The sequence below is a fragment of the Advenella mimigardefordensis DPN7 genome (assembly GCF_000521505.1).
Taxonomy (GTDB): Bacteria; Pseudomonadota; Gammaproteobacteria; order Burkholderiales; family Burkholderiaceae_B; genus Advenella; species Advenella mimigardefordensis.
The window spans coordinates 2,610,163-2,627,288 of the sequence record NZ_CP003915.1 but is presented as its reverse complement, the minus strand read 5'-3'; the positions used below and the strand labels follow the sequence as shown (position 1 = coordinate 2,627,288).

Here is a 17,126-nt window from a genome sequence, read left to right as displayed (position 1 = left end):
CGTGTTAATGGTGGCTCTTCCCCGATTCGAACGGGGGACCTGCGGATTATGATTCCGTCGCTCTAACCGACTGAGCTAAAGAGCCATTCTCACAAACTTTCAACTCATTAAAATGAGGTTCATGTTTCATTCAAAACTGCACGTATTCAATATATCCGAATAGTTGCAGTGCGATTGAATGAAGCATGAAACTATATCAGGATTTTTTCTGATGCGCAAGCATTTTATTGCAAGGCCCGCAGGATTTTTTGTCCGGCGCGACCATCAGGCGTTAATCCGAGTTTACTTTGCTCTGTTTTGATTGCGTCGCGGGTCTTGCTGCCGATTAGTCCGTCAGGCTCACCAATGTCATAGCCCCGGCTGAGCAAGGCTTTTTGCAGCGTAATCCGCTCGGCCCTTGACAGACCAGGGTCGTCTGTTGGCCAGGCGGTGACAAAAGGCCCTGCGCCGCGCAGCCGGTCGCTTAAGTGCGCAATAGCAAGCGCATAGCTTTCGGCGGCATTATAGCCATAAATCACATCGAAATTACGGAACACCAGAAACGCCGGTCCGGCAGCGCCCGCTGGTGTCAGCAGTCCGGCTTTCTGGCTACCCGAGACACGGGCGTCCAGCGGTTGGCCGTCTACGGCAGTCACGCCTTGCGCAGCCCAGGCAGAAACCGATTTTTTATTGCGCCGGCCCTCGCCGGCTGTGTTCATGCCGGCAGGCAGACGCACTTCAAACCCCCAGGGCTGCCCGGTCTGCCAGCCGCCCTTGGCCAGGAAGTTGGCGGTAGAGGCCAGGGCATCGGCGGCGTTGTCCATCAGGTCGCGGCGTCCGTCACCGTCGAAGTCGACCGCCAGCCGCTCGAACGTGGTCGGCATAAATTGGGTGTGTCCGAAAGCGCCAGCCCAGGAGCCGACCAGGCGTTGCGGCTGGATATCACCTGATTGCAGAATCCGTAGCGTGGCAAAAAATTCTTTTTGGAAATAGGCCTGGCGGCGACCGTAGCAACTGAGTGTGCCCAGTGCCTGCACCAGCGGGTATTTGCCCTGTGTTTGTCCGAAGTTGCTCTCTACGCCCCAAACCGCCACGACAGTTGCCGGATCGACGCCGTACTGTGCAGACACACGGCGCAATACATCGGCATAGCGGGCCAGATTGCTTTTGCCTTCACTGACCCGTTGGTCATCGACCAGGCCGGCCAGATAATCCCAGATCGGTTGACGAAATTCCGGCTGATAATTCAGTTTTTCCAGAATACTCATATCCGGCGTAACGCCCTGAGTAAACTGGGCAAAGGATTGCGCCGAAATGCCGGCGCGCGCCGCTTGCGGCTGCAGCTTTTGCATGCATGCGGAAAAATCGCCGCCGCTTTGTGCAAATGCGGCAGCCGGTATGCCAATTGTCATGAGGACGGTAAGCCGCTGCAATGAGCGAGAGTGAGAACGGCGCAAGCGGCAAATAGGCATGAAAACGGCTCCTGATGATTGTCGAATCGTGTAATGAATTGAAGTCAAATTTTAACGTATGTGCTATTTTGTTTGTGATTTCATGTGTTTGGCGCAAAACATGGGTAAAATTGACCGCAGTTCGTTAGAATCAGTACCCATAATCCTTATTCATTCGTTGAGATTGCATTGTATGAAGTTGAAAGTATTGGCAACGGCTCTGGCACTTCTGGCTACCTCGGCCTGTGTATACGCCGACTCAGAAGCGCTGAACCGTATCGAACGGCTTGAGCAGTCGCAATCCACGCAGCATCAGTTGGTGGTTCAAAACAGCAACTCGTCGGCCGATGCGTCAAAAGCGCCGGCCTCGCTGAAGAAACCCGAGAAAAAGGCGCTGGAGCCTACGGTCGATCAGGCCAAGGCAGCCATTATTGTGGCCAATATCCTGACCCGCTTTGAGTACGACAAGAAGCCGCTGGACGAAAACATGTCGCAAGCGGTGTTCAAGGAATACCTCAAGATGATGGATCCGGCGAAGATGTATCTGCTGCAGTCGGATATTAACGAATTTGAACCGGTACGCCAGAACATTCATACCATGTTGATGACCGGTCGTCTTGCACCGGCATTTGCCATGTTCGAAAAATATCGCGATCGTGTTGAACAGCGCTTTGATCATGCCCTGGCTTTGCTGGACAAGCCGTTTAATTTCGACATTGAAGAATCGTTCAACCTGGACCGCAAGAAAGCCGAATGGGCGAGCTCCGACGAACAGATCAACGATTTGTGGCGCAAACGGATCAAGAACGATTATCTGCGTTTGAAACTGGCGGGCAGTAAGGACAGCGTGATTGTTGAAAAACTCAAAAAGCGTTATATCAACAATCGCAACCAGATCATGCGGATGAACGGCGAAGACGTTGCCGAGATGTTCCTGAACGCCTACGGCAACAGCACCGATCCACATACGTCATATTACAGCCCCAGCTCTGCCAAAAACTTCGATGTGCAAATCAGTCTGTCGGTTGATGGCATTGGCGCGGTCCTGCAAAAACGCGATGAATACGGACAGATCCGTGAAGTGGTGCCAGGTGGCCCGGCGGCTAAATCCGGTCAGTTGAATCCCGGCGATCGCATTGTCGCCGTTGGTCAGGGTGAATCCGGTCCGATGGAAGATGTGGTCGACTGGCGCCTGGACGACATTGTTAAGCTGATTCGCGGCAAGCGGGGCACCACCGTGCGCATTGAAATCATTCCGGCCGAAAGAGGTATGGAAGGCAAGCACACCACGGTTTCCATTGTTCGCCAGAAAGTGACCATGGAAGATCAGGCGGCCCGCTACCGTATTTATGAAGCTGGTACCGACGCGAACAAACGCAAAGTCGGTATCATCACCATTCCGAGCTTCTACGAAGATTTCGACGCGAAAGCACGGGGTGAAAGCAATTACAAAAGCGTGACCCGCGATGTTCGCGTGATTCTGGAAAAGCTTGATAAAGAAGGCGTCGATGGCGTCCTGCTTGATCTGCGCAACAACGGTGGCGGCTCGCTGAGCGAAGCGGCCAATCTTAGCGGTTTGTTCCTGGGCGGCCCGAACCCGATTGTTCAGGTCAGTACTGCCGAAGGAACCACTTCCAATGTTCGCAGCGCCACAGGCAAAATCGTGTGGAACAAGCCGGTCGGGGTCATGGTTAATCGCATTTCTGCCTCTGCATCGGAAATTTTTGCGGCGGCGATCCAGGACTACGGGCGTGGTGTCGTCATTGGCGATCCCACCTGGGGTAAGGGTTCCGTACAAACCATTCGCGGTCTGGATGAGTTCCTGCGCCGGCACGAGGGCGAAGAGCTGGGATCCCTGAAGTGGACTATCCAGAAATTCTTCCGTGTGAATGGTAGCTCTACCCAGGAAAAGGGTGTGGTACCCGATATTGTGTTCCCGTCAGCCTTTGACCCGACCGAACTGGGCGAGTCCAGCTACGAAAATGCCATGCCGTGGAGCAAGATTGCACCCACCCGCTATAGTGGCTACGATACGCTTGCAGATAAAATCGGACCGCTCAAAACCATGCATGAGCAACGTGCTCAGCAATCGGACAGCTGGAAGTTGTTGCTGGATGAACTTGCCTACGCCCGCAAGACTTCTGACAAAAAAGTCATTTCACTGCGTTATGCCACACGACTGGATGAGCGGGAAAAAATGTCTGCAGAACAGTCGCAGTTTGAAGAGCGCCGTAAAAAGCTGGGTGAATCCGATGTCAACTCGTTCCGCCTTGACGATGGCCTGGCCGCTGGTGAAGGCAATCTGACACAGGAGCTGGCGGACGAGAAAAAACGCAAGGAGAGTCTGGATATTGCGATCAAGGAAGCAGCCAATATAGTGGCGGATCTGGTCGACCAGAAATAGCTTTTCGACGTATCCGGTTACAAGGACTCACAACTCGCGCAGACAGACATATCGTATTTGCCCGTACGATATGTCTGTTTTTTTTGCCATCGAGCAGGTAGCTATCTGTGCTGATACCGAACACAAAGTCAATACTGTACGCATTCACCGTGCTTGCGTTGAGTGCTATTTATCCGGGCCTTATTCACGCTCAGGAACCCGCGGCCACGCCCGCGCTGACCGTTACGGTTCAGACGGTCACTGCCGAACCGATCACACCGGGTTTCGGCGCAACCGGCAACATTCGCGCCTGGCATGACGCCAGTGTCAGCGCCCAGACCAATGGTCTTCGTCTTAAAGCCCTGCATGCCGATGTGGGTGATCGGGTCACGGCTGGACAGATGCTCGCCGAGTTTGAAGATACCTCCAGCCGCGGCGATCTGACGCAGGCCGAGGCGCGCTTGCGGCAGGCTCAGGCCTCACTGGATACGGCCAAACGTAATGCGGATCGCATCCGAAAAATTCGGGGTAGTGGCGCCATCAGTCAATCTGAAGTCGATCAGGCTCTGTCCGGTGAGAAAAGCGCTCTGGCCGACGTCACAGCCGCCAGGGCGGCGCTGCAAACCCAGACACAGCGTAGCTCCTATACGAAGTTGCTGGCGCCCTCAGATGGCACGATTTCTGTGCGCAATGCAGTCATTGGTGCGGTAGTCAATCCCGGGCAGGAAATTTTTCATCTGGTGGTGGACAATCGGCTGGAGTGGCAGGCGCAACTGGGCATGCGCAATCTCATGCTGGTGAATGAGGGAATGCCGGTGCAGGTGATGTTGCCGAACGCAAGAGAGGTAAGTGGGCGCGTGCGGCAGATCGGCCCGACACTGGACGAGCAGACCCGGCAGGGCATTGTTTATGTGGATTTGACGCCTGATCCGCAATTGCGGGCCGGGATGTTCCTGCGCGGGCGGTTTGTATTGCCCGCTAAACAGGGACTCACCGTGCCACGCGAGGCGCTGGTGCTACGCGATGGATTCAATTTTGTCTTTGTGCTGGGCGATGACAATAAGGTTGCACAAACCAAGGTGCAAACGGGTGACGCAGTTAAAAATGCAATAGAGGTGACCGCGGGTCTGCATGAGGGAGATCGGGTCGTCACGCAAGGCGCCGCGTTTTTGAATGACCAGGATACGGTGCGGGTGGTTGACGCAGAGGTGTCGCAACCCGGCCAGGACGAAACAGGCAAGGCGGCCTCTGGCGGGCAGTCCAATGATTCCCGGGCCGCATCCGAAGCCCGTTCAGGCGGGAACTGAGCATGAACGTTTCTGCGTGGTCAATCAAAAATCCCTTGCCCGCATGCATGCTGTTTGTGTTGCTGACACTGATGGGCCTGTATTCGTTTCATGCCATGCGAATTCAAAACTTTCCCGATATTGATCTGCCCACTGTTGTCGTAACCACCGTGCTGGAAGGCGCGACGCCCAGTCAGCTGGAAAATGATGTTGCCCGCAAGATCGAAGATAACCTGGCCACAGTGCAGGGCATCGATCATGTCTTCAGCACCTTGCAGGACGGCGTCGCGACCACAACCGCACAGTTTGAACTGGAAAAGCCCATACAGGAAGCGGTGGATGATGTACGGTCATCGGTCGCATCGGTACGCAATGAATTACCGGCCAATACCGAGGAACCCATCGTAACCAAACTGGATCTGGCGCAGCAGCCTATCCTGGCATTCACCGTCAGTTCCACGCGCCGTGATGAAACCGATGTGTCCTGGCTGGTGGACAACACCATCGCTCGCAAACTGCTTACCGTTTCCGGCGTGGGGAAGGTCAGCCGGGTGGGCGGACGCGACCGGCAGGTTCGGGTGGATATGGATCCTGTATTAATGCAGGGGCTGGGTGCCACGGTGGCCGATGTCTCCAGGCAGCTGAAATCGGTGCAGCAGGAGCAGTCCGGCGGCAAGGCGGAGCTGGGTTCCCAGAAACAACCCATCCGCACGCTGGGTACCGTTAAAAGCGCCGCTGAGCTTGAAGATCTGCGTATCCCGCTGAGCAATGGCAAAGTCATTACACTGGGCGAGGTGGCGACGGTGCGCGACAGTTTTGCTGATCCGGTCTCCGCTGCCTTTCTGGATGGCAAGCCCGTCGTGGCATTTGAGGTGGCACGCAGTCGCGGAGCCGGGGAGGTGGATGTCGGCAGGGGCGTGATGCAGGCACTGGAGCAGATCAAGGCCCAGTATCCCGATCTGACGTTCAAAACGGCATTCGATATGGTGCAGCCAGTCCAGTCTGAATATGACGGGGCCATGCACATGCTATACGAAGGTGCGCTGCTGGCGGTGCTGGCGGTCTGGCTTTTTTTGCGCGATGTCCGGGCAACCCTGGTCTCGGCCGTCGCTTTGCCCTTGTCCATCATCCCGGCATTTGTCGGTATGTACTGGTTTGGCTTTACGATCAACGGCGTGACGCTACTGGCCTTGTCGCTCGTGGTGGGTATCCTGGTGGATGATGCGATTGTCGAGGTAGAGAATATCGTGCGCCATCTGCAGTCGGGTAAATCGCCCTATCGGGCGGCCATGGAGGCCGCCGACGAGATCGGCCTTGCTGTGGTGGCAACCACTTTCACCCTGATCGCCGTCTTTTTGCCAACGGCGTTTATGAGCGGTATAGCCGGCAAATTTTTCAAGCAATTCGGCTGGACGGCTGCGATGGCCGTTTTTGCTTCTCTGGTTGTTGCCCGCATGCTCACCCCCATGATGTGTGCCTACATTCTGAAGGGGAGGCAAGCGGCACCCAGGGATCCCGGGTGGATGCAATTTTATATGAAATGGGTGGACCGATCATTGCGGCATCGGTGGGTCACCGTCGTTATCGCCGGCCTGTTCTTTATCGGTTCGATTGTCATTATTCCCCTGTTGCCTACGGGTTTCATGCCTGCTGATGATATGTCCCAGACCCAGGTTTATGTAGAAATGCAGCCAGGCACGCCATTGGCACAAACCGAGAAAACGGCCGAGCGCGTGCGCGAGCTGGTCATGCAAAATCCGTCGGTGCTGTCTGTTTATACCAGCATCGGGGGTGGCGCTGCAGGAGGCGATCCGTTTGCCGGTGGCCAGACTCAGGAAGAGCGTAAGGCGACGCTGACCGTATTGCTGGCGCCACGTAATGAACGACCGGTAAAGCAGGAGATTGAAGCCGATATTCGCGAGCGTCTGGCTGTCGTGCCCGGGGTGCGGCTGAAGGTCGGATTGGGTGGCTCAGGCGAGAAGTACATACTGGTGCTCTCAAGTGAACAGCCCGACGTGCTGATGCAGACTGCGCTGCAAGTTGGCCGTCAGTTGCGTTCCATTGCCGGCCTGGGCAATATTTCTTCATCCGCCAGTCTGGTGCGCCCGGAAGTAGAAGTGCACCCGCGGTTTGATGATGCAGCCCAGCTGGGCGTTACCAGTGCGGCGATGGCCGATACCCTGCGCGTTGCCACAGCAGGCGATTTTGAAGTGGCATTGTCCAAACTCAATCTGGACCAGCGTCAGATACCGATAGTTGTGGCGCTGGAGAAATGGGCCATCCAGGATCTGGGCTTTATCGAAAATCTGCGTGTGCCCGGGGCTGGCGGGCTGGTGCCGCTCAGCAGCGTGGCTGATGTACGTCTTGGCGGTGGCCCTGCGGTGATCAACCGCTACGATCGGGCCCGTAATATCACGTTTGAAATTGAGCTGTCCGGCGTCGCGCTGGGCGATGTGGTCAGTCAGGTAAAGCAATTGCCTGCCATGAAAAACCTGCCCGCCAGCGTCTCGGTCATTGACATTGGAGACGCAGAAGTCATGGAAGAATTGTTTCAGAGCTTTGGTCTGGCGATTGTGATCGGGATTGTCTGCATTTATATTGTCCTGGTGCTGCTTTTCAAACAGTTTCTGCAGCCGTTGACCATTCTGGCTGCGTTGCCCCTGTCGCTGGGTGGCGCGTTTGTGGGTCTGTTGCTGGCCGATAAGAGCTTTTCCATGCCGTCGCTGATCGGCCTGATCATGCTGATGGGCATTGCGACCAAGAACTCGATTTTATTGGTTGAATATGCCATTCTGGCAATCAAGGAGAAGGGCATGACGCGGTTGGAAGCACTGCGGGATGCCTGCCACAAGCGGGCGCGGCCGATTTTAATGACAACGCTTGCCATGGGCGCGGGCATGGTTCCGCTGGCGGCAGGCTGGGGTGCGGCAGATCCGGCCTTTCGTTCACCCATGGCCATTGCCGTGCTGGGTGGCCTGATTACGTCTACATTTCTAAGCCTGCTGGTCATCCCGGCTGTGTTCCTGATCGTTGATGATGTGAGTGGTTTTTTCCGGCGCCATACCGGTAAGTTATTCAATGATCCGGAGTGACAAAGATGAAGGTGCAATGAAAATACTGCTTTTTGGAAAAACCGGGCAGGTGGGTCGCGCATTACAGTTAACGCTGGCGCCTTTGGGTCAGGTCATCGCACCCGCCAGGCCGCAAAGCGCAGCGGGGTCAACGCCTGTGCTCACCCACGCGGCGTATCCGCAAGGCGTCGCTCCGGTCGACTTCCAGGATCCGGCGCAATTGCTCGAGTACACGCTTGTCCTGGCGCCTGACGTGATTGTCAATGCAGCAGCCTACACTGCGGTTGATGATGCCGAGACACGTGAGCCAATGGTCATGCAAATCAACGCGGATGCGCCGGCCGTACTGGCGCGGGCGGCAGCACAATGCGGTGCGCTGTTGATCCATTACTCTACGGATTACGTTTTTGATGGCTCCGGAACCCGGCCGTGGCTTGAAACCGATATGGCCAGACCGGTTAATGTGTATGGTCGCAGCAAGCTGGCGGCAGAACAGGCGATCATGCACAGCGGCTGCAGACACCTTATTTTTCGCACCAGTTGGGTATATAGTCGCCAGGGGCAGGGCTTTTTGCAACAGATGATGAAGCTGGCCATGACGCGTGAATGCCTGCGTATAGTGAATGATCAGATTGGCGCGCCCACCAGTGCATGTCTGGTTGCCGACACCACTGCAGCGGTACTTGGCAAGTATCGCAGTCAAGCTGCGGCCATCGATGATGGTTTATATCATCTGGCCGCCACAGGCGAGACCAGCTGGTTTGATTACGCCTGTCATATTTTTGCGCGCATGCGAAGCAATGGGGTGAAGCTGGCGATCGATCAGGTCGTGCCTGTCAGTACCCTGGAATATGGCAGCCCTGCGCGACGGCCATTAAACAGCCGTCTGGCTACCGGTAAACTGTCGGATGCTTTCGGTTTGTCATTGCCCTGCTGGCAGCAGGGCGTTGATACAACGGTCGATGCCTTATGCCAGGACCTCAAAGACCGTGATTTCTTACTTTGAAGAGGCATCTGCCACAACAGGTTTCAGATCATAGAAAATCTTGCCGGCATCAATGTATTTGTATAGCATGCTTTCGACAGACACAGCTTGTCCCTGCTGGTCCTGTTTGTGCATCGCTTCGAGAATCTCCTGCAATAAAGCGATAAAAGAGGGCACCAGCGAGGTGTCCATGCTCCAGTAACCATTGGAAAACTGCAGTGCCAGCGCACCGGCTGCATTGGGAGCCAGTATTGCGTTAGGAAAAACGTAGCGTCCCTGAGCGCTGTCGGCAAAGTGAGCGGAATCGGCTGGCGCTGACACCAGTTGTACCCCGGGAGACATTTTGAAGACTCTTTTGAATGGTTTGTACAGGTCGTGGTGTTGCCCGACTTGCAGAAACCACAGCAGGCTGGTCAGTTCGCTGAAGGCGGCGATGGCCTGATGGCTGCCCAGCTCGCGGTCAAAGCGCTGAATCTGTTCGTTGCCGGCATAACTCATAAGATAGTCTACCTGCTCAATCAGGGCATCATGCTGTGGCTGAGACAGGGGATAGGCAGAATACTCCACCAGTGCGATGCGCGAGCCGGGTGCATGGGTATTGATGCTGCTGATTGTGGCCAGCAGACTATCATAGCCTGGCACAGACTGGCCTGTGGCAGCAGGTTGCTGGTTGTTACCATGCGCGTGATCGTTTCCTGTGGATTTGCCGGTTTGCTGTTGGTGTGCGTCACCTGCAAAGGCGCCCGCATAAGGCGCATTAGTGGCGCTGGTAATGATGAAAAGCGCGTTTGTGCTAGTATCTGTCATGAGTAAATGCCCCGGACGCCATTGCCCGGAATAATGCCAAGTAAACCGGCTATTTTAGCAAGTTACGGATGCGTAAGCGGCCCCAGGTGCCGTCGCCGGCTAAATGGGGTGCGATCATTCCGCAACTATCCTTTTACCCGTCTGTGCTTATGGCACCCACCCGGAATTGTTTTGTATGAACGACACCAGTCTGATCGAAAATCGTGTGCGTCGCTGGCTTGAAAAAGCAGTCATCGGCCTCAATCTTTGTCCTTTCGCCAAGAGTGTTTATGTAAAGGACCAGGTACGAATCGCTATTTGCCAGGCGCAGGACAGCCAGGCATTAACGGCGCAGCTTTACGAAGAGTTGCAGTGGCTGGCGAACACGCCGGCGCAGCAAACAGACACCACGTTGCTGGTCGTGCCCTGTATGTTCGAAGCGTTCAGCGACTTTAATGACTACCTGCATATCGCTGAAGCGGTGCTGGATGATCTGGAATTGATCGGTGAAATACAGCTGGCGAGCTTTCATCCTTTATACCAGTTTGCCGACACCGAGCCAGGCGATCTGAGCAACTACACCAACCGCGCACCGTATCCCATTTTGCATCTGTTGCGCGAAGACAGCCTGGATAAGGCGGCGGAGCAATACCCGGATCCCAGTGTCATTTTCGAGCGCAACATTGCCGTGGTTCAGGAGCTGGGCGTTGAGGGATGGCAGCGGCTGTTGCAGGATGATCAGGAGTAACCCGTTGAAATGCAATGGCTTTTAGCGTGAGCTGGGGATTGTGAATTAGTCCCGGTTTGTGGTATTATGTAATCTAAGCTGTATATCTGGTTGACTGAATGTTTTCTGGACGCGGGTTCGACTCCCGCCGTCTCCACCAACAGTGTATTTGTATATTAAGTGTATTTGTGCTTTTGCTGCAGTTTCTGCAAGGCCGGTTCGAGTATGCTGCTGATGGGGACGCCATGGTTTCGACAGGAAAAGATAGGAAGATCGGCAGCCGGTAGGCGATGACCGTAAATCAAGCAAAACCTTTAAATGCAAATGACGAAAGTTACGCATTAGCAGCCTAATACTGGCTAGCTAGGAGCCTTATCCACTTGGCAACAGAACGGATAAAAAAGGGAGCTTCGGCTCCCTTTTTCTTTGGTCTGTTTCTTTGGTATGTGCTGCGGCTTTTTGCTATATCCAGTGCTTTAGCGGATTTCGTACAGGTACAGCTCAACCCGCCGATTAATGGCGCGACCCTGTGCTGTACTGTTACTCATGAGCGGATCAATAGAGCCACGGCCTTCAAGTTCGATCAGCACGCTTTTCACATCGCGTTGAATCAAATAGTTAACAACGGCAGTGGCGCGCGTGATAGAGATTGTCTGGTTGGCTACCGGGTCTCCCTGGGAGTCGGAGTGGCCAACCACTTTAATGCGCAAATAGGGTGACTGGGCAAACGCACCTGCCACGGTATTGAGCACCGGCTTCATCTTGTTGTTCAGGCGTGCACTGCCGCCACGAAAGGCACTTCCCCCGGGTAAAATCACACGCAGGCTGCCATCACGTACACGGTTAACCTGAATTCCCAGATTCTGGGTGTCGGAGGCGCGAATCTCTCCGATCAGTTCGTTCCAGTTGCTCGGCGTGGTCACGCTGCGCTGCGCGACGGGTGAGCCGCTGGTATCAACCGCTATGCCGCCACCCGGATTATCCATGCCGTTATTGCCGAAGGATGTGCAGGCCGATAGCAGAACACCTGTTATGGTCATCGCGGTGGCTCGTGTAAACCCGTTCAGTTTCATGATTTTCGTATACCTGCCTGTTCTTTGATTTTTACGACGGCATCCCATACATCTTCGGGCAGGAGTGCAATCTGGTCAGCATCCCAGCTCTTTACCTCATCGGCGTCGACACAATAGCCATATGCGGCAGCAACGGTGGGCATGCCCGCAGCCTTACCTGCGATGATATCACGTTCGTCATCGCCAACATAGATGCAGGTTTCCGGGGCAACGCCAGCCAGTTTTGCTGCGTGCAGCAAAGGTGCCGGATGTGGTTTGGGGTGCGCTGTTGTATCGCCGCACACATTGGCTGCGCTGCGATCGGTCAATTGCAGATAATCGAACATGGGAAATGACAATGCTTCGGCCTTGTTCGTCACGATTCCCCAGCGCAGGCCGGCATCTTCCAGCTTGTCGAATACCTGTTCAATACCCGGAAAGAGGGCGGTGTTTTGGGTCATGCAGGCGCGGTAGTCTTCCAGGAATCGTAAGCGTGTCGGCTCGTAATCTTCGTCGTCCGGGGTCAGTGCCAGTGCCACACGCAGCAGTCCGCGTGCGCCCTGAGAAGCGACGCAGCGTAACATGTCATAGGGCAGCGGTGGCATGCCGCGATATTGGCGTTGCAGGTTTGCTGCATGTGCGAGATCGGGTGCGCTATCGGCCAGTGTGCCGTCAAAATCGAAAAAGACAGTGGTGATCATTTGTAGGTCGCCATCAGATAGTTAACCGATGTGTCGTTATTCAGTGAATAAACATCGGTTATGGGATTGTATTGCATGCCCTTCATGGACATGGGCTCCAGTCCGGCCTTGCGGGCGCTGGCAGCCAGTTCGCTGGGGCGGATAAAGCTGCTGTGCGTGTGCGTATTGCGTGGCAGCAGATTCAGCACATACTCCGCACCAATAATGGCGAAAAGAAAAGATTTGATATTGCGATTCAGCGTGGAAAAAAAGACCAGTCCGCCCGGTTTCACAAGGGTTGAGCAGGCCTGAACAATAGAGCCGGGGTCGGGCACATGTTCCAGCATTTCCATGCAGGTCACCACGTCGTATTGGCCGCTGCGCTCGCTGGCGATCTGCTCCGCGCTGATATTCCGATATTCCACCTGTACGCCGCTTTCCAGGCCATGCAGGCGGGCAACGTTCAGGGATTTTTGCGCCAGATCGATACCCGTGACTGTTGCGCCGCGGGCAGCCATACTCTCAGCCAGGATGCCGCCACCGCAGCCGACATCGATGATCGTTTTGCCGTCCAGGCCGCCAGCCAGCGATGAGATCCATTCCAGGCGCAACGGATTGATGGCGTGCAGAGGCTTGAATTCGCTGGTGGGGTCCCACCATTTGGCCGCAAGATCGCCAAATTTATCCAGTTCGGCCTGGCTGGCGTTGGCGGGCAAGGAGGAGGGCGTGCTGGGCTGTGACATAGGCAATGGTGAAAAGTAATACCGTATATGGAGGTTAGTAATAGCCGCATTTTACACCACCAGCGGTGGATGAATCTTCAAGCTTCGCCAGTCCGCCCAGATAGCACGCTGCGATCGCCATCGACAGACGTAAAAAAGGCTCCTTAACGGAGCCCTTTTTACTGCTACTAGGAGCCTTTTTGCAGGAGACGCTGAAATTAGCGGCGTGTACCTACGATTTCGATCTCTACGCGACGGTTTTTAGCACGGCCTTCGCGAGTTTGGTTTGAGGCAACAGGTTGTGTTTCACCACGGCCGGAAGCAATGATCTGGTCAGCAGGAACACCACGGGAGATCAGGTAGTTCTTAACTGAAGCAGCACGGCGCTCAGACAGTTTCTGGTTGTATGCATTGGTACCAACAGAATCGGTGTGACCAGTAGCGATCAGAGATTCCAGGTTCAATTGAGTAACTTGCTGGGCAACTTGATCCAGAATATTACGGCCTTCTGGTTTCAGTGTTGCTTTGTCGAAGTCGAAGAATGTATCAGCGTTGAAGGTTACTTTGTTAGCAACGACTTCAGCTTGAGGAGCGCCACAACCTTGAGCAGCGGTTGCAGGTGTCCAGAAGTTGTCGCGCCAGCAGTGTTCATTCGTGCCGTTCATCCAGACCAGACCGTATGGATTAACCCAGTTATCGACGGTTTGCGCTGATGCTACACCAGACGTTGCGGCAGCAACAACGGCGAATGCCAATGCGAATTTAGAGGGTTTGTTCATGTTTCTCCTCGTTGAGCTTGATAGCTAAAAGTTGACTCGCAGCGAAACCCGCCGCAGATTGAAATTCAGGGTCAGTATAGCAACGCTTGGATATGGATTCAAAGGGTTGCACTAGTTTTCCCTTGTTCGTGGTTCAATCTTAAGCGATTTTTGAAGTCTTTGCCGAGACTAAGTCCTACATTTTTAAGGGAACTTTCCAATATTGTCTCTTATGCACCAAATTTGTTGGATTTCAGCCACAAACCATGTTTCAAATTTGCAGCAAAAGCCCGTTGTGCGTGGGAAGCACCTGAGGGAAATGAAAAATTAAAGTCCTATACTTAAAGTAAAGTCTTAAATATACAAAATGGTCATAAATGTTCACATTACGCGCTTGCCGGTGCGCTGAATGGACTGTAACAATGATAGAATGACAGATTCGCCCCGCGAGCGAGACCGGAAGACGCCTGCCGGATTTTCTGACGTTTGTATCAAATCAAAATAAGTTATGAGTACTATGGATTCTTTTGCCAGGGAAACCCTGCCAATATCGCTAGAAGAGGAAATGCGCCGCAGCTATCTTGATTACGCAATGAGCGTAATTGTCGGCAGGGCGCTTCCCGATGTCAGGGATGGGTTAAAGCCGGTGCATCGCCGGGTGTTGTTTGCCATGCACGAGTTAAGCAACGACTGGAACCGTGCCTATAAGAAATCCGCTCGTATCGTTGGTGACGTTATTGGTAAATATCACCCCCATGGCGATCAGGCAGTGTATGACACCATCGTCCGTATGGCTCAGGACTTTTCCCTGCGCTATATGCTGGTAGACGGGCAGGGTAACTTCGGCTCGGTCGATGGCGACAGTGCTGCCGCCATGCGTTATACCGAAATTCGCCTGGCCAAAATCGCGCACGAATTGCTGGCCGATATCGATCAGGAAACGGTGGACTTCGGGCCGAACTATGATGGCAGCGAACAGGAACCGTTGTTACTGCCTTCACGTGTGCCCAACCTGCTGATTAACGGCAGTTCGGGTATTGCGGTGGGCATGGCAACAAATATACCGCCGCATAATCTGAGCGAAGTGATCGATGGCTGCCTGTACTGCCTGCGCAATCCGGGTTGCACGCTGGATGAGCTGATTGAACTGATCCCCGCGCCCGATTTCCCCACCGGCGGTATCATCTATGGCATCACCGGGGTACGCGAAGGCTATCGCACCGGACGCGGACGCGTCGTCATGCGCGCCAAAACCCATTTCGAAGACATGGAAAAGGGCAATCGCCAGTCTATTGTTGTAGACGAGCTGCCTTACCAGGTTAATAAAAAGACCCTGCAGGAACGGATTGCAGAGCTGGTCAACGAAAAGAAAGTAGAAGGAATTTCGGATATTCGTGATGAGTCTGACAAGGACGGTATGCGCCTGGTCATCGAACTCAAGCGCGGCGAAGTGCCGGAAGTCATTCTGAATAATCTGTTCAAACACACGCAATTGCAGGACACCTTCGGCATCAATATGGTTGCGCTGGTGGAAGGGCAGCCACGTCTGCTGAATCTGAAGCAGATGGTTGAATACTTCCTCAGCCATCGCCGCGAAGTGGTTACGCGTCGTACTGTATTTCAGTTACGCAAGGCGCGCGAACGCGGGCATCTGCTGGAAGGTCTGGCGGTTGCGCTGGCCAATATCGATGATTTCATCGCCATTATCAAAGGCGCGCCCACACCGCCTGTCGCCCGTCAGGAACTGATGGCACGCAACTGGGATTCTTCGCTGGTGCGTGAATTGCTGCAGCGGGCCGATGACGGCAGTGTGCTGGGCGGCAGTGCGGCCTATCGTCCGGAAACCCTGGCCGATATCTTCGGGCTTCAGAGCGATGGCCTTTATCGTTTAAGTGAAGTTCAGGCACAGGAAATCCTGAACATGCGCCTGCAACGCCTGACCGGGCTGGAGCAGGACAAAATCGTCAATGAGTACCGCAGTATCATGGAAACCATTGCCGATCTGCTGGATATTCTGGCCAAACCAGAGCGTATTACCGCGATTATTTCCGATGAACTGGTGGCTATCAAGGCAGAGTTTTCAACCAATGCCAAAGATGTCCGGCGCTCAGAAGTGGTCATGAATGCGACCGAGCTGGATACGGAAGACCTGATTACCCCTGCAGATATGGTGGTCACGCTTTCCAATAGCGGTTACATCAAAAGCCAGCCGCTCTCCGAATATCGCGCCCAGAAGCGCGGCGGTCGGGGCAAGCAGGCAACGGCCATGAAAGACGATGACTGGATTGATCAGTTGTTTATCGCCAACACGCATGATTATCTGTTGTGTTTTTCCGACCGTGGCCGGGTGTACTGGCTCAAGGTCTGGGAAGTACCTCAGGGCACCCGCGGTTCGCGTGGCCGGCCGATCGTCAATATGTTCCCGCTGATAGACGGTGAAAAAATCACCGTTGTACTGCCTGTGCGCGAGTTCTCCGATACTAATTTTGTCTTCATGGCAACGTCCCGTGGTACGGTCAAGAAGACCCCGCTGTCCGATTTCTCCAATCCGCGCAAGGCCGGTATTATTGCCGTCGCTCTGGATGAAGGTGATTATCTGATCGGCGCTGATCTGACTGACGGCGAACACGACGTGATGTTGTTCTCCGACGCCGGTAAGGCTGTCCGTTTCGACGAAAATGATGTGCGTCCTATGGGTCGTACGGCGCGCGGTGTGCGCGGCATGAATCTGGACGGTGATCAACAGGTCATTTCATTGCTGGTGGCGGGTGATGAATCGCAAAGCGTGCTCACTGCGACCGAAAACGGTTACGGCAAACGTACTTCCATTTCGGAATATACACGTCATGGCCGTGGTACCAAGGGTATGATCGCCATCCAGACCAGTGCACGTAATGGCAAGGTCGTGGGCGCGGTACTGGTGAACCCGGCAGACGAAATCATGCTCATCACAACCGGTGGTGTTCTGGTTCGCACCCGCGTGTCCGAAGTGCGGGAAATGGGTCGTGCCACGCAGGGCGTCACGCTGATCAGCGTCGATGACGGCAGCACGCTGTCCGGCGTACGACGCGTGGTGGAAAGCGATGCCGATGTTGATGAGGCCGAGGCCGACGCCGATACCGCTGCATTGCCCGAAGCAGGGCAGTCAGATTCGCAAGTCGATGGCGGTACAGATCCATCAGGCGATGGGTCGGATTCAGCGGCACCGGATACCGATACAGAGGCCTGATTTTTTCAGAGTCAACC

General features: G+C 54.6%; 12 protein-coding genes, 1 tRNA gene and 1 other RNA gene. 7 read left to right on the top strand and 7 right to left on the bottom strand.

Features of this window, described 5'->3' with window-relative positions; all coding sequences use genetic code 11:
• Positions 1-8: 8 nt before the first annotated feature.
• Positions 9-85: transfer RNA gene (locus tag MIM_RS12080), tRNA-Met, on the bottom strand.
• Between the two features lie 139 nt (positions 86-224).
• Positions 225-1,391: a lytic murein transglycosylase gene (locus tag MIM_RS12075; RefSeq protein WP_245592872.1), complete on the bottom strand. Its 1,167-nt coding sequence runs from the start codon at positions 1,389-1,391 to the stop codon at positions 225-227.
• Between the two features lie 232 nt (positions 1,392-1,623).
• On the opposite strand from MIM_RS12075, the gene MIM_RS12070 reads away from it, so the two are divergent.
• The 4 genes from MIM_RS12070 to rfbD all read left to right on the top strand — a co-directional run bounded on the left by MIM_RS12070 (position 1,624) and on the right by rfbD (position 9,176).
• Positions 1,624-3,834 (top strand): carboxy terminal-processing peptidase, encoded by a 2,211-nt coding sequence (locus tag MIM_RS12070; RefSeq protein WP_025373013.1) that lies wholly within the window; start codon positions 1,624-1,626, stop codon positions 3,832-3,834.
• 149 nt (positions 3,835-3,983) lie between these two features.
• Positions 3,984-5,120 carry an efflux RND transporter periplasmic adaptor subunit gene (locus MIM_RS12065; protein ID WP_158318731.1) on the top strand — a complete coding sequence of 379 codons (1,137 nt, stop codon included), beginning with the start codon at positions 3,984-3,986 and terminating at the stop codon, positions 5,118-5,120.
• Between the two features lie 2 nt (positions 5,121-5,122).
• A complete protein-coding gene (locus tag MIM_RS12060) occupies positions 5,123-8,191 on the top strand; it encodes an efflux RND transporter permease subunit (protein WP_025373011.1) in 3,069 nt (1,022 codons plus the stop codon).
• Between the two features lie 16 nt (positions 8,192-8,207).
• Positions 8,208-9,176 (top strand): dTDP-4-dehydrorhamnose reductase, encoded by a 969-nt coding sequence (gene rfbD / locus MIM_RS12055; RefSeq protein WP_025373010.1) that lies wholly within the window; start codon positions 8,208-8,210, stop codon positions 9,174-9,176.
• On the opposite strand, the gene MIM_RS12050 is transcribed toward rfbD, so the two are convergent.
• The gene (locus MIM_RS12050; protein WP_025373009.1) at positions 9,168-9,962 is read right to left on the bottom strand and encodes a hypothetical protein; all 795 of its coding nucleotides are present in this window, start codon (positions 9,960-9,962) and stop codon (positions 9,168-9,170) included. The two genes, rfbD and MIM_RS12050, sit on opposite strands and share 9 nt — an antisense overlap.
• 175 nt (positions 9,963-10,137) lie before the next feature.
• On the opposite strand from MIM_RS12050, the gene MIM_RS12045 reads away from it, so the two are divergent.
• Together MIM_RS12045 and ssrA are read left to right on the top strand one after the other, a co-directional pair.
• Positions 10,138-10,689 (top strand): DUF1415 domain-containing protein, encoded by a 552-nt coding sequence (locus MIM_RS12045; protein WP_025373008.1) that lies wholly within the window; start codon positions 10,138-10,140, stop codon positions 10,687-10,689.
• A 26-nt stretch (positions 10,690-10,715) separates the two neighbouring features.
• Positions 10,716-11,092: a transfer-messenger RNA gene (ssrA, locus tag MIM_RS22550) on the top strand.
• A 52-nt stretch (positions 11,093-11,144) separates the two neighbouring features.
• Here the strand turns inward: ssrA and MIM_RS12040 are convergent.
• The 4 genes from MIM_RS12040 to ompA all read right to left on the bottom strand — a co-directional run bounded on the left by MIM_RS12040 (position 11,145) and on the right by ompA (position 13,901).
• The gene (locus tag MIM_RS12040; protein WP_158318730.1) at positions 11,145-11,708 is read right to left on the bottom strand and encodes an OmpA family protein; all 564 of its coding nucleotides are present in this window, start codon (positions 11,706-11,708) and stop codon (positions 11,145-11,147) included.
• 29 nt (positions 11,709-11,737) lie between these two features.
• Positions 11,738-12,421, bottom strand: a complete 684-nt coding sequence (locus MIM_RS12035) for an HAD-IA family hydrolase (protein WP_025373006.1) — start codon at positions 12,419-12,421, stop codon at positions 11,738-11,740.
• Positions 12,418-13,143: a bifunctional 2-polyprenyl-6-hydroxyphenol methylase/3-demethylubiquinol 3-O-methyltransferase UbiG gene (gene ubiG / locus MIM_RS12030; protein WP_025373005.1), complete on the bottom strand. Its 726-nt coding sequence runs from the start codon at positions 13,141-13,143 to the stop codon at positions 12,418-12,420. Before ubiG ends, MIM_RS12035 begins: the two co-directional genes overlap by 4 nt.
• A gap of 197 nt (positions 13,144-13,340) precedes the next feature.
• Entirely contained in the window at positions 13,341-13,901 is a 561-nt protein-coding gene (gene ompA / locus MIM_RS12025; protein ID WP_025373004.1) for an outer membrane protein OmpA, read from the bottom strand.
• 496 nt (positions 13,902-14,397) lie between these two features.
• Here ompA and gyrA point away from each other — a divergent pair, with 496 nt between their 5' ends.
• Positions 14,398-17,109 (top strand): DNA gyrase subunit A, encoded by a 2,712-nt coding sequence (gyrA, locus tag MIM_RS12020; protein ID WP_025373003.1) that lies wholly within the window; start codon positions 14,398-14,400, stop codon positions 17,107-17,109.
• Positions 17,110-17,126: the final 17 nt, after the last annotated feature.